This window comes from Actinobacillus vicugnae (genome assembly GCF_901687125.1).
GTDB lineage: Bacteria > Pseudomonadota > Gammaproteobacteria > Enterobacterales > Pasteurellaceae > Actinobacillus > Actinobacillus vicugnae.
The window spans coordinates 41,881-54,502 of sequence record NZ_CABFJY010000009.1; the positions used below are offsets into that span (position 1 = coordinate 41,881).

At 39.0% G+C, this 12,622-nt stretch carries 14 protein-coding genes and 1 pseudogene; 6 read left to right on the forward strand and 9 right to left on the reverse strand.

Annotated elements, in window-relative coordinates:
* Nucleotides 1-8: 8 nt before the first annotated feature.
* Nucleotides 9-686, reverse strand: a complete 678-nt coding sequence (locus F8M47_RS02790) for a phosphoribosyltransferase family protein (RefSeq protein WP_150538698.1) — start codon at nt 684-686, stop codon at nt 9-11.
* Between the two features lie 128 nt (nt 687-814).
* Between F8M47_RS02790 and F8M47_RS02795 the strand changes: the two genes are divergently transcribed.
* Nucleotides 815-1,627 (forward strand): Cof-type HAD-IIB family hydrolase, encoded by an 813-nt coding sequence (locus tag F8M47_RS02795; protein ID WP_150538699.1) that lies wholly within the window; start codon nt 815-817, stop codon nt 1,625-1,627.
* A gap of 151 nt (nt 1,628-1,778) precedes the next feature.
* Nucleotides 1,779-3,241: pseudogene (locus F8M47_RS02800) on the forward strand (surface lipoprotein assembly modifier).
* Between the two features lie 93 nt (nt 3,242-3,334).
* On the opposite strand, the gene ftsX reads toward F8M47_RS02800, so the two are convergent.
* From ftsX to ftsY, 3 genes are all read right to left on the reverse strand, one after another.
* Nucleotides 3,335-4,273: a permease-like cell division protein FtsX gene (gene ftsX / locus F8M47_RS02805; RefSeq protein WP_150538700.1), complete on the reverse strand. Its 939-nt coding sequence runs from the start codon at nt 4,271-4,273 to the stop codon at nt 3,335-3,337.
* Nucleotides 4,274-4,282: 9 nt separating this feature from the next.
* Nucleotides 4,283-4,936, reverse strand: coding sequence for a cell division ATP-binding protein FtsE (ftsE, locus tag F8M47_RS02810; RefSeq protein ID WP_150538701.1), 654 nt, complete (start codon nt 4,934-4,936; stop codon nt 4,283-4,285).
* Between the two features lie 89 nt (nt 4,937-5,025).
* A complete protein-coding gene (gene ftsY, locus F8M47_RS02815; protein ID WP_150538702.1) occupies nt 5,026-6,765 on the reverse strand; it encodes a signal recognition particle-docking protein FtsY in 1,740 nt (579 codons plus the stop codon).
* 76 nt (nt 6,766-6,841) lie between these two features.
* Between ftsY and rsmD the strand changes: the two genes are divergently transcribed.
* The 4 genes from rsmD (at nt 6,842) to tehB (ending at nt 9,322) form a co-directional block, all read left to right on the forward strand.
* Nucleotides 6,842-7,435, forward strand: coding sequence for a 16S rRNA (guanine(966)-N(2))-methyltransferase RsmD (gene rsmD / locus F8M47_RS02820; RefSeq protein WP_150538703.1), 594 nt, complete (start codon nt 6,842-6,844; stop codon nt 7,433-7,435).
* Between the two features lie 63 nt (nt 7,436-7,498).
* Entirely contained in the window at nt 7,499-7,810 is a 312-nt protein-coding gene (locus tag F8M47_RS02825) for an HI1450 family dsDNA-mimic protein (protein WP_150538704.1), read from the forward strand.
* 15 nt (nt 7,811-7,825) lie between these two features.
* Entirely contained in the window at nt 7,826-8,338 is a 513-nt protein-coding gene (gene hpaC / locus F8M47_RS02830) for a 4-hydroxyphenylacetate 3-monooxygenase, reductase component (protein WP_150538705.1), read from the forward strand.
* Nucleotides 8,339-8,449: 111 nt separating this feature from the next.
* Complete coding sequence (gene tehB, locus F8M47_RS02835; protein ID WP_150538706.1) at nt 8,450-9,322, forward strand: SAM-dependent methyltransferase TehB; 873 nt, start codon at nt 8,450-8,452, stop codon at nt 9,320-9,322.
* 224 nt (nt 9,323-9,546) lie between these two features.
* Here the strand turns inward: tehB and artM are convergent, their stop codons facing one another.
* The 5 genes from artM to F8M47_RS02860 all read right to left on the reverse strand — a co-directional run bounded on the left by artM (nt 9,547) and on the right by F8M47_RS02860 (nt 12,612).
* Nucleotides 9,547-10,230 (reverse strand): arginine ABC transporter permease ArtM, encoded by a 684-nt coding sequence (artM, locus tag F8M47_RS02840; RefSeq protein ID WP_150538707.1) that lies wholly within the window; start codon nt 10,228-10,230, stop codon nt 9,547-9,549.
* Entirely contained in the window at nt 10,230-10,901 is a 672-nt protein-coding gene (gene artQ, locus F8M47_RS02845) for an arginine ABC transporter permease ArtQ (protein WP_150538708.1), read from the reverse strand. The genes artM and artQ overlap by 1 nt, the downstream gene beginning before the upstream one ends.
* A gap of 5 nt (nt 10,902-10,906) precedes the next feature.
* Nucleotides 10,907-11,626, reverse strand: coding sequence for a transporter substrate-binding domain-containing protein (locus F8M47_RS02850; RefSeq protein WP_150538709.1), 720 nt, complete (start codon nt 11,624-11,626; stop codon nt 10,907-10,909).
* A 20-nt stretch (nt 11,627-11,646) separates the two neighbouring features.
* Nucleotides 11,647-12,381, reverse strand: a complete 735-nt coding sequence (artP, locus tag F8M47_RS02855; protein ID WP_150538710.1) for an arginine ABC transporter ATP-binding protein ArtP — start codon at nt 12,379-12,381, stop codon at nt 11,647-11,649.
* A gap of 150 nt (nt 12,382-12,531) precedes the next feature.
* Nucleotides 12,532-12,612 carry an IS3 family transposase gene (locus tag F8M47_RS02860; protein WP_483189294.1) on the reverse strand — a complete coding sequence of 27 codons (81 nt, stop codon included), beginning with the start codon at nt 12,610-12,612 and terminating at the stop codon, nt 12,532-12,534.
* Nucleotides 12,613-12,622 lie beyond the last annotated feature (10 nt).

Genomic DNA, 12,622 nt, shown 5'->3' on the forward strand with positions numbered 1-12,622 from the left:
TTTAAGATTTAAGCTCTCGCCAATACCCAGACCTGAATTTGTTTCACGCCATGTTTTAATAATTCGGCGCAAATTGCGTTCAGCGTTGAACCTGTGGTGAGTACATCATCAATAATCGCTACGCTTTGATAGGGTTGGATTGGCTGATAGCAAAATGCATTTTTTAAATTGCACCGCCGTTCGTTGGCGGTTAATTGGCGTTGTGAAGATGTTGCTCTAATTCGCAGTAAACTATGTGTATCTAGTGGAATAGCAAGCCAACGAGATAAATAGTACGCTAATAACTGTGCCTGATTAAATCCCCTCGCCCACTCTCTCTGCCAAAACAATGGCACAGGTAAAATCACCTCAGGTAATTCCAATTGATGCGTTCGCTGTGCTTGTTTAACCGCAAGCAATAACAAGCGAGCCAATCCCTGATCCAGCCAAAATTGATCCTGAAATTTAAAACGATGGATCCATTCAGAAAGTGGAGGTCGATAATAGCCTACTTGTACAACACTATGCCATTTTGGCTCGTCCTTCAAACAATTACCACAATGAAGCTGGTTCTCAGGCAAAAGCGCACCACAACAACCACAATAGCTACTTTGCTCTATTTTTCGATAGCAATGACTACAAATAATATGATTTGCCAGCGCTAATGGCTTACGGCAATGAATGCAACTAAATCCCCAAAAATTCATCTTTTTCTCCTTTTCACTTTGTTTTATCAAACTTTTATGCAAAACCTAGGAGATTTTTTGCGATATAGATCGAAAAAAGAGTAAAATCTTTATTGATTTACTCTTTTTTATTAAGGAAACATTTATTTATGAGCCAACCGAGCGAGCCAATTAAAATCATCTTTTTTGATATTGATGAAACCCTTTATGTCAAATCCAAAGCTTACATCCCCACTTCAATTACCGAACAAGTTTTACCTCAATTAAAAGCAAACGGCATTATTCCTGCAATTGCAACTGGACGTAACTTTGGCTGCTTTCCTGAAGCATTAAGACCCCTCATTGGCGAACACGGTTTTGAATTATTTGTAACAATTAACGGTCAGTACAATTTCTATAAAGATCAAATGATTAGCGAATACGGCTTAACTCGCTCCCAAATTGAACGTTGTATTGAGAAATTCCGTGCATTAGGTATTGCTTATGCTTTCGTAAGTACTGACGATATTGCGGTATCTGAAGATAATCCAATTGTGCGTGCTGCTACTGCGCCAATTAAAGTCGATTATGTTGTTGATCCTGACTTTTATTTAAAAAATACCGTTGTACAGATGCTTGCTTATTATCCAGAAAGCCGTGACGAAGCAGTACGTGCTTCAGGTTTATTGTCTGACGATCTTAAAGCGGTGCGCTGGAATGCGGAAGCGGTGGATATTCTCCGTATCGAAAATTCAAAAGCCCGTGGAATTGAAGATGTACTCAAACATTTTGGTTTAAAAATTGAAAATAGTATGGCATTTGGCGATGGCTTCAATGATATTGAAATGTTCGATACCGTTGGTTTTAGCGTAGCAATGGGAAATGCCGAAGCAGAATTAAAACAGCACGCTGATTACGTCACAAAACATATTGAAGAAGACGGTATTCTACACGCATTGAAAACATTTAAATTTGTTAACTAATACGCACCTTCAGCAATATTTTATATGGGCGGTATAGTTTCCGCCCTTTACCATAATTTCACCGCAATACAACACAAATTTTCTATAAAATCATTTTAATAAGAATACTTCTTATAGAATTCATTTACATTCTTTATTTAAAACTTATCCAATGAAATTAAAACTATTTATTCCTACACTTGCGCTCACTACAACTTTTTCTACATTGGCAGATACGGTTGAGCATCAAATTTCTGAACGTTTAAATGATACTCGTAGCCAAACTGAAGTAGCGATTGAATCTCGTATACAAAAGCCCGTTGTCCGCCCGATCGGACAGCCAAACGCTACTAAACAAAAAATACCATCAATGAGCAAAGAAGCATTTGCTAAGCGCCCTGATTTAATTATTAATGCGCTACTTTGGTCATTACGAACTAATAACGTTGATAATGTAATCTTCCTGCAACCGTTTTACAAACAGATCTCAACAAAATACCAAGATCCAGTTTTGTACCAATGGGCTAATGCGATTATCGCTCGTCATCGGGGCTCGTATGACATTGCGATCAACAATTATCGTGAAATCTTAGCTAAACATGCTGAATTATCACTTGTTCGCTTACAGCTTGCTATTGCATTATTTGAAAATAATGAGTTAGAGGCGGCAGAAGATCAATTCCAAAAAATCCGTTCTGAAAATATCCCAGAACAAATTAAATTAACTATTGATAACTATATTGAAGCTATCGTCAATAAAGATCGTTGGACATTCTCTGGTGGACTGACTTATTTAAACGATCCAAATATCAATAACGCCCCCAAATCAAGTACAACTTACGGACAATGGAAAGCGCCAAAATCAGAATCAGCACAAGGCATCGGCTTTAATTTGTATGCGGGGAAAAAGTGGTCTTGGGGAATAATTTCTATAACGAGCTTCGTTTGAGTAGTCACGGAAAACATTATTGGAATAATAAAAAATATAACGAAGTCAATGTACGTGGAAGATTTGGCTTAGGATATCAAACTGCACGTTTCAATCTGGCATTATTGCCTTTTATCGATCAAACTTTCTATGCGGGCGGTTCAAATAGCAGCGATAGTTTAAAACGTTTCTCAAAGTCAGCTGGTACAGGCTTAGAAATGAGTTACTGGCTTTCGCCAAAATGGCAGTGGGAAGCAAACTATGAATATGCTGAACAACGCTATATGGATCGTAAACACTTAAACGGTAACTATCATTTTATTTCAAGCGGTTTAATCTATTTAGCTAGCGCCAAGCAGTATTGGTTTACGCATCTTAATTACAACCGCACCGCCACGCGAGACAAAGACGACAGCTTTGTGCGCCGTGGTGTAACGTTTGGTTGGGGACAAGAATGGCCGTTTGGATTATCTACCCGTTTCGCGCTAAGCTATGCACAAAAAAATTACAAAGCACCAATGCCAATCTTTGGCATTACTCAGCGCAATAAAGAATATGGTGCTTCAATGAGTATGTGGCACCGCGCGATTCACTATTGGGGCATTCCCCCTCACTTAACTTATAGCTTTAATAAAGTGAAAAGTAACCATGTGTTCTATAGCTATGATAAACATCGTGCCTTTATTGAATTTAGCCGACGCTTCTAACAGGACAGCTAAGGCAGGGTATTTCTAGCCTTTAAGGAATAAAAAACGGATATTCAATTGAATATCCGTTTTTTATTGCCTTCTACTTATCGCTTAATAGCGAGAACCAATTCGATGAATATGGCGATTGGTCGCAATTTTTGCTGATAACCAGCCGATAAAAATACACGCCACAATCAGGAAGAATATTTCGCTAAATGCCAAACCATTTAGCTCAAATTTTACAGTAAACATATCGGTAACATATTTCACTACGCCAGTAAAATAGCCGATTAATACCGAGCTAAATAAGATTGCCAATAAGCTACCGAAGAAGCCATAAATCATGCCAGTATAAAGGAATGGACGAGAAATAAAATGATCGGTTGCACCAAGTAATTGTTGTACTTCAATTGAAGCCTTACTGTTTGCCACATCGGTACGCACTGCATTTCCTACCACTAAAAAGACAGCAATCAGCATTAATAATGTACAAACCATCGCAATTCGAGCGATTAACCAAGTGAGTGCCGTTAATTTTTCTAACCAGCCATTATCTAAACGAACTTCTTGTACCCCTTTAATCGCTTGCAAGCCATTACGCAGTTCTAACATACTGTCATTGCCTGTAAATTGCTTTTTCGGCTTTAGAATAACCACTGCAGGCAAAGGATTGTCATCAATAATATCTAGCGCTTCACCAAAACCAGACCATGATCGAAATTCATCTAAACTTTGCTGACGAGAAATATAATTCAAGGATTCAATTTTATCCACATCAAAATGACGAATACGCTCCACTACTGCATTGACATCATGTTCGGCAAGATTTTTATGCAAATAAATTGTGAGTTCTGGTTCAGGATAAAACTCAGTTGCTGCTTGATGGGTATTTTTCCACAGTAAATAACTTACAGTTGGAATAGTAAGCGATACCGCAATCACTAACACGGTTAAAAAAGTGCCAAATTTACGTTTTTGCAGATCTTGCCAGACGGAACGTAAGGTGTAACGTGTTTGCGCACCAAAGCTATTATTAAATGAACGAGCCATATTTTTTCCTTAATTTCTAAGATAACCTTGCTCTAAGACTAAGCATGGTTTCGGACGTTTCGAAATAATATTGATATCGTGTGTCGCCACCAATACTGTCGTGCCTGCCTGATTAAATTCTTCAAATAAACGAAAAATCTCAAACGATAATTTCTCATCTAAATTGCCCGTTGGTTCATCAGCTAATAATAAAATTGGACGATGTACAATTGCACGAGCAATATCCACACGTTGTTGCTCACCACCTGACAAGTGCAACGGTAAGTAATTCGCTTTATTTGCTAAACCAACTCGCTCTAATGCAATACGTGCTTCACGCTCCACTACTTGCTGATTCATACCTTGAATAATCAATGGCAAAGCCACGTTATCCAGAATCGTACGGTCGGTAAGTAAGCGGTAATCTTGATGCACCATACCAATTTGGCGACGTAGAAACGGCAATTCATGCGCTTCGAGACGAGTAATATCATGCCCATTAAATATCACTTGTCCACCATTTGCTCGTTCAATCCCCATAATTAACTTGAGCAACGTACTTTTACCCGCACCAGAATGCCCCGTTAAATATGCCATACCGCCTGCAGGCAAATGGAAATTAATCCCTTGCAATGCAGGCTTACCGCCTTTATAAGCTTTACTTACGTTTGTGAATTTAATCATTGTGTTTACCTTTTTCTACCACGACATATACAGAAATAGCGGTCTGATTTTGTTCATTTTTTGCAATTTCTGCCGATTCGCAATACTTGTTATGCTTCGTGTTCAAATAATGCTTCGATAAACTCTTCAGCATTAAATGGGCGCAGATCTTCAATTTTTTCACCCACCCCGATAAAGCGGATTGGAATATTAAATTGATCTGCAATCGCAAAAATCACACCACCTTTTGCCGTGCCGTCTAATTTTGTGAGCGTAATCCCCGTTAAACCAACTGCTTCATTAAAGAGTTTGGCTTGGCTAATCGCATTCTGCCCTGTACCTGCATCTAAGGTGAGCATAATTTCATGCGGCGCGCTTTCATCATATTTTTTCATCACTCGGACGATTTTTTTCAGCTCATCCATTAAGTTATTTTTATTTTGTAAGCGGCCTGCAGTATCGGCAATCAGCACATCAATCCCTTTTGAAGCGGCAGATTGCATCGCATCAAAAATTACTGAGGCAGAATCTGAACCCGTAGATTGTGCGACAACAGGAATATTATTCCGTTCGCCCCATACTTGTAACTGTTCTACTGCCGCTGCACGGAAGGTATCGCCCGCTGCTAGCATCACTGATTTACCTTCAGCTTGGAATTTGCGTGCTAGCTTACCGATTGTCGTAGTTTTACCTACGCCATTTACGCCAACCATTAAAATCACATACGGCTTTTTACTCGTGTCAATTTCAAGTGGTTGGCTAACGGGTTTTAATACCTCGCCTAGCTCCAATTTTAATTGCTGATAGAGTAAATCAGCATCTTTCAGCTGTTTTTTGGTGGCGTGTTGGGTCAAATTATTGATGATTTTAGTAGTAGTTGGCATACCTAAATCCGCCACCAATAATTGCTCTTCTAATTCTTCAAATAAATCATCGTCAATTTTTTTACCACTAAAGAAATTGCGGAAACCCGAACCAATGCTTTGTTTAGTTTTTACCAACCCCTTTAATAAACGGCTGAAAAAACCACCTTCGCTTGGTTTTTCTTGGTATTCATCTGCTTTTGACTCATCTGCAATGATTTCAGCTTCTGCTGCTTCGGTTTGCTCGTGTGCTGCTTTTTCAGCTTCCAGTTCTACCAGTTCTTCAAAATACTCTTCTGCATCGGATTTTTGCTGTTGAGCGCCCGTTAACTCCGCTTCAACCACTTGTTCAACACGTTGTTCGATTTGCTGATGATGATTTATGGGTTCTGACTCGCTAATTTGCTCATTTGCAAAATTTTGCGCAAATTCGACCGCTTGTTCAGACTCTGCCTCAGCCACGGGTGAGCTTTCTGCTTGTGTTGACTCGGTAACATCCACAATAGATACTGACTCTTGCTTTTCTTGCTCAAAAGCCTGCTCAATTTTCTCAACACTGGTTTGCAAAAAGCTTTTCGCATCTTCAACTTTATCTTCAACAAATTGCTCAACTTGCTCTGATTTTTGTTCGAAAAATTCTTCAACCTGCTCTAGTTTTTGCTCAATTGAATCTTCAATGCGTTCAACAAAATCTTCTACTTGTTCTAATTTTTGTTCAACAGAATCAACAAGCTCTTTCACCTTAGGTTGCGAAATTATTTGCTCAAATTTATCTTCTGTGTTGTCTTCAATAACGTCTAATTTTTGCTCAACCGTTTCAGCTAATTGCTCAACTTTTTGTTCTGCTTGTTCTAATTTTTGTTCTAAACTTTCAGTAGCCTGCTCTACTGTTTCTGTGCTTTGTTCCGTTGAAACCGCTTCTTGTTTCGGCTCCTCTTTTTTACCAAAACCTAACCAAGACCAAAAACCTTTTTTCTTTTCTGCCATATTTTTCTCACTTTTCCTTTAAAATGGACTAAACTTGTCTAGTTTATCAAATAATCCTTATTTTTCCTTTAGTAGTATGAAAAAAAATCGTAATTCCACTTTACAAAATAAACCGCTTGGTGAAGTGCGTATCATTGCGGGGCTATGGCGAGGACGAAAACTGCCTGTGCTTAATGCAGAAGGCTTGCGCCCCACCACGGATCGAGTAAAAGAAACGCTATTTAATTGGCTGATGAATGATGTGGCAGGAAGCCGTTGTTTGGATTGCTTTGCGGGCAGTGGCTCTCTTGGAATTGAAGCGCTTTCTCGCCAAGCACAAGCGGTCGTTTTTCTTGAAAAATTTGCAAATGCGGCAAAGTTATTAAAGCAGAATATCACTTCGCTAAAAACGCATAATGCCACGGTAATTAATACCGATACCCTGCAGTATTTAGCGCAAAAAAATTCTGAACAAGGCTTTGAAATCGTCTTTGTTGATCCGCCTTTTAATCATGATTTAGTGCCAAAAGTATTAATGTTATTGGCAGAAAATGGCTGGCTTGCTGAAAATGCATTGATTTATGTGGAAACAGAAAAAAATCATCCACCACTTGAGCTCCCTGCCAACTGGCAAATCATCAAAGAAAAAAGCGCAGGACAAGTAATAAGTCGCTTGATCCAATGTCTATAAATTTGACTTTTTTCGCTGTTATGGCAAATTAAGTCATATTATTTTACTTTTATATAACAAATTATGAACAAATTAACGCCAGATGAAGCGATTGACATCGCTTACGATATTTTCCTTGAAATGGCAGGCGAGAACTTAGATCCTGCGGACATTTTATTATTTAACTTACAATTTGAAGAGCGTGGTGCCGTTGAAATGGTTGAAACCTCGGAAGATTGGGATCAAGAAATTGGTACACTCATCGATCCTGAAGCCTTTGCGGAAGTATGGGTTGGGTTAGTCAATGATAATGATGAAATGGACGATGTATTCGCCCGCTTCTTAATCTCTCATGATGCCGATAACCGAGAATATCACGTTATCTGGAAAGAATAATTTAAAAGGAGCTTTATGTCTTGTATTCCAAAACCCCAAGAAGTATCTGAATTTTCGCAGCAATTCCGCAATGCTATGGCGCATTTATCTGCTGCGGTAAGTATTGTTACCACGAATGGTGCCGCAGGTAAAATCGGCATTACGGTATCTTCGGTTTGCTCAGTAACCGACACGCCCCCAACTTTACTGTTCTGTATTAATCAAAATAGCTCTGTGCACGATATTATCAAACAAAACGGCAAAGTATGTATCAATGTGTTAAGCCATGAACAAGAAGAAATGGCAAAACATTTTGCCTGTATGATGTGCAGTAGCATGGAAGAGCGTTTCGCTTGGGATATTTGGGATGAAGGCTTTGACGGTCAGCCCATATTGCGTGGTTCCATTTCATCTTTACAAGGCGATATTGTTGATACCCATTCGGTAGGCACTCACACCATTTTTATGGTTGAACTGAAACATATTGATGTAACCCCAAACACCAGCCTAGTCTATTTCGGACGCCAATTTAAAGGCGTTGAAATCTAATAAATCTTAGGTATTTTTGATATAACCGACTATTTTAGTCGGTTTTTTTATTGCCTAGAAAAATGAGCGGAGTAAAATTCAGCATTATTTACTTTGTTAGAAGGATCAAATATGGAAAACTTAATTTGCTATAAACAAATGCCCGTTTGGAAAAAAGACTCTCTGCCACAAATGTTTCAAGAAAAACACAACACCAAAGAAGGCACTTGGGCAAAACTGACGATTTTAAAAGGCGAACTAAAATTCTATGTACTCACCGAGCAAGGCGAAGAAGTAAATGGCGTAATTTTCACGCCTGAAAATCAACCGCCGTTTGTTGAACCGCAACTTTGGCACAAAGTTGAAGCGCTTTCTGATGATTTAGCATGCCAACTGGCTTTCTATTGTGAGCCGAAAGATTACTATGCGAAAAAATATAATCTGACTACAACGCACTCCGAAGTACTGAATGCGGTAAATTATGTGAAATCAGGCAAAGCGTTAGATTTAGGTTGTGGACGTGGACGCAACTCACTTTATCTCAACTTATTAGGTTTTGATGTGAAAGCGGTTGATTACAATGCTGAAAGCATCGATTTCTTAACCTATATGATTGAGAAAGAGCAGCTCAACAATATTGAAACTGGCATTTATGATATTAACCAAGCAACTATTGGCAATCAAAATGGCGAATATGATTTGATTGTTTCAACCGTGGTAATGATGTTCTTAAATCGTGAACGTATTCCTGCGATTATCGACAATATGCAGAAAAATACCAAAGTAGGCGGCTATAACTTGATTGTCTGTGCGATGAGTACCGAGGAATACCCATGCCCAATGCCATTCTCATTTACCTTTGCAGAAGGCGAATTAGCAAATTATTACCAAGGCTGGGAATTGGTGAAATACAACGAAGATCTAGGCGAACTACACAAAACCGACGAAAACGGCAACCGCATTAAAATGCGTTTTGTGACAATGCTAGCCAAGAAAATCGCTTAATTTATCCATTTTATTCTAAAAACAAGCGGTCAAATTCCTCTAAAATTTTGCAAAAAAATCAGAAAGATTTGACCGCTTGTTGTAGCTTCACTCTAAATATAAACCATGTGATTGGTAGGGACACAACGCTTCGTGTCCATCAAAAACAGAGCGTAATTTAAAACGGACGCCAAGTGTGGCGTCCGTATAATCATATTAGACAAAATTGTCTTTAGTATTCACATCTACGCTTTATCTGTCGCAGGGCGTTCAAATGCTAATACTTTGCGTTCTACTTTGCGTAATAACAGCGTCATAATGCCCGTAATCACTAAGTAAATTGCGCCTGCAATACCGTAAATGGTGATCGCATCGTATTCCGTGCCGTAAAGCTGGCGAGCGTAGCCCATAATATCTAGTAAGGTAATGGTCGAAGCGAGTGAAGTTCCTTTAAATACTAAGATAATCTCATTGCTGTATGACGGTAACGCACGACGTAGCGCATACGGAATTAAAATTTTCAGCGTATCTAAACGGCTTAAACCCAGTGCTGCGCAGGTTTCCCATTGCCCTTTTGGAATCGCTTTTACCGCACCGTGAAATAATTGAGTGGAATAAGCGGCACTGTTTAACGCCAAAGCTAATGCGGCACAAAACCACGCATCCGATAAAAATTGCCATGCAAAACTATCAACAATCCATTGGAATTGACCAGGCCCGTGATAAATCAAGAAAAACTGTACCAACAACGGCGTGCCTGTAAATAGCATTAAAAAGCCATTTACTAATGCTTTGACTAACTTATTTTGCATCGAAAGCAAAAAGGTTAAAATCACCGCTAATACAAAGGCAATCAATAATGAAACCGCTGTTAAACCAAGGCTGGTCGGGATCCCTTGCGCAATAACGGCTAAATAATCTTGAAACATTATTTACCCCCTCTTTCAAAACGAGTGAAGCGCTTTTCAAGGCGGTTGATAATCACTTGGCTGATTAAGGTAATCGCCAAATAAATCAATGCGGCTAAACCATACCAAGTAAACGGCTGATGTTCATTGGTATTAATTAAATCGGTTTGGCGTATTAAATCGTCCACACCAATTAATGAGATCAAAGCGGTATCTTTTAATAACACTAACCATTGATTACTTAACCCAGGTAAAGCATGACGCCAAACTTGTGGCATAATAATTTTTAGAAAAGTATGTGCTCGGCTCAAGCCTAGGGCTGCACCACTTTCCCATTGTCCATTTGGCACTGCTTGAATTGCGCCTCGTAGCGATTGCGAAGCGTATGCCGCAAAAATTAATGAAAGCGCCAACACCCCACAACTAAATGCGCTAAATTCGATATATTCACCCGTGATTTTCTCAACTAATTCTGTCGAGCCAAAATAAATCAGCAACACCACCAAAATTTCTGGCAAGCCACGTAACAGCGCTAAAAAAACAGAAGTCGGTTTACTTATGCAAGGTTGTTTGTGCATTTCAAATACAACAAATAACATTGAAAGTAATAAGCCGACCACAAGAGAGGCAAGCGCCAACCCTAAGGTCATTAGGGTTGCACTATAAATAAGTGGAAGATATTCTGAAAACATAAAGCTTATTTAGTCATCCATTTATCGTAGATTTTTTGGTATTCGCCATTCGTTTTAATCGCAGCTAAACCTTTATTTAATTCAGCCACTAATTCGCTATTTGATTTATTTACTGCAATGCCTAAACCGTTACCGAAATATTTTTTATTGGTTACTTTATCGCCCACAAATGCAAGACTTTGCTCTTTTGAAAGCATATCCGCTAACACGGCAGTATCACCGAAAATAATATCAATACGACCATTTTTTAAATCTAGCACTGCATCTTGTAATGAAGCGTATGATTTCGGTGCATATTGTTTTGCTTCAGCAACGACATATTGTTGGAAAGTTGTGCCGTTCTGCACCCCCACATTTTTAGCTGTGGTTAAATCTGCTTTGCCTTTTACCGCAATAAAACTTGCCGAGCTATCGTAATATGCATCGGTAAATGCGACTTGCTTAGCGCGCGCTTCAGTAATATCTATTGCTGAAATGGCCGCATCAATACGTTTTTGTTTCACAGCTTGCACTAAGCCATCAAATGATTGGCTTTTGAAAGTACAGTTTGCTTGGATTTCTTTACAGATTGCACTCGCAATATCCACATCAAAGCCAACAATTTCTCCTTTTTCGTTAGTTAATTCAAATGGTGGGTAGCTTGGTTCCATAGCAAATGTTAAATCTTTTGCTTGTGCTGAAAATGCAGTTAATGCGATTGCTGATGCTAATAATAATTTTTTCATAATGTGTCCTTGCATATAGTTTATTCTGAGTGAGAGAGATAGTTTTCAAATTGAGCAGTTTTTGGCTGTTCAAAACAGTCCGCACCGCCCTGTTCGATAATTTTACCTTTTTCCATATACACCACTTTGGTTGCGACTTTGCGAGCGACACCAACTTCGTGGGTTACGATCACTTGAGTGATGCCTGTACCTTGTAATTCTTTAATAATATCAACCACTTGTGCAGTAATTTCTGGATCAAGCGCAGCAGTTGGCTCATCAAATAACAAGACCTGCGGCTGCATCATTAATGCGCGAGCGATTGCCACACGCTGTTGTTGACCGCCCGATAATTGTAGCGGGAAGCGATCGGCAAACTCGCCTAAACGTAAACGCGCTAAATGTGCTTTCGCGCATTGAATTGCTTCTTCTTTGGCTAAACCTAACACTTTCATCGGTGCTTCAATAAGATTTTGCATTACAGTTAAATGCGGCCATAAGTGATATTGTTGGAATACCATACCCACTTCACGGCGTAATAATGCAATTTCTTTCGCATCCGTTTTAGCAGAAAGATTAAACTTGTGTTGTGCGATTTCAAGCGTACCCGATTGCGGGACTTCCATTAAGTTTAGTGTACGAATCAGAGTACTTTTACCCGCGCCACTCGGGCCTAACAGCACCACCGTATCGCCTTTCTCGATATCTAAATTAATATCAAATAGCGCTTGGCTTGAGCCATAAAAAAAATTAACGTTGTGAATACGAATTGCCATTCGTTTAAAATCCTGTACATGTTAAACAACTGAATGAATAGTAATTTTTATTGCATAATCATGCAAGTTGTTTTTAGTGACAATTACAAAATGTTAATAAAAAACGACCGCTTATTGATCTGCCCCCCAAAAGTTGGACAGGTTAGTACACTATAAATATTGAGCTCTGTATTGTGCAGGGCTCAATCCTTTTAAATCCATTTTAATACGCTTTTGGTTGTAATACATCACATATTCTTCC

What these genes read in the sequence shown, in the direction of transcription:
- F8M47_RS02790 (WP_150538698.1), bottom strand. Translation starts at nt 686, where the DNA reads ATGAATTTTTGGGGATTTAGTTGCATTCATTGCCGTAAGCCATTAGCG.
- F8M47_RS02795 (WP_150538699.1), top strand. Translation starts at nt 815, where the DNA reads ATGAGCCAACCGAGCGAGCCAATTAAAATCATCTTTTTTGATATTGAT.
- ftsX (WP_150538700.1), bottom strand. Translation starts at nt 4,273, where the DNA reads ATGGCTCGTTCATTTAATAATAGCTTTGGTGCGCAAACACGTTACACC.
- ftsE (WP_150538701.1), bottom strand. Translation starts at nt 4,936, where the DNA reads ATGATTAAATTCACAAACGTAAGTAAAGCTTATAAAGGCGGTAAGCCT.
- ftsY (WP_150538702.1), bottom strand. Translation starts at nt 6,765, where the DNA reads ATGGCAGAAAAGAAAAAAGGTTTTTGGTCTTGGTTAGGTTTTGGTAAA.
- rsmD (WP_150538703.1), top strand. Translation starts at nt 6,842, where the DNA reads ATGAAAAAAAATCGTAATTCCACTTTACAAAATAAACCGCTTGGTGAA.
- F8M47_RS02825 (WP_150538704.1), top strand. Translation starts at nt 7,499, where the DNA reads ATGAACAAATTAACGCCAGATGAAGCGATTGACATCGCTTACGATATT.
- hpaC (WP_150538705.1), top strand. Translation starts at nt 7,826, where the DNA reads ATGTCTTGTATTCCAAAACCCCAAGAAGTATCTGAATTTTCGCAGCAA.
- tehB (WP_150538706.1), top strand. Translation starts at nt 8,450, where the DNA reads ATGGAAAACTTAATTTGCTATAAACAAATGCCCGTTTGGAAAAAAGAC.
- artM (WP_150538707.1), bottom strand. Translation starts at nt 10,230, where the DNA reads ATGTTTCAAGATTATTTAGCCGTTATTGCGCAAGGGATCCCGACCAGC.
- artQ (WP_150538708.1), bottom strand. Translation starts at nt 10,901, where the DNA reads ATGTTTTCAGAATATCTTCCACTTATTTATAGTGCAACCCTAATGACC.
- F8M47_RS02850 (WP_150538709.1), bottom strand. Translation starts at nt 11,626, where the DNA reads ATGAAAAAATTATTATTAGCATCAGCAATCGCATTAACTGCATTTTCA.
- artP (WP_150538710.1), bottom strand. Translation starts at nt 12,381, where the DNA reads ATGGCAATTCGTATTCACAACGTTAATTTTTTTTATGGCTCAAGCCAA.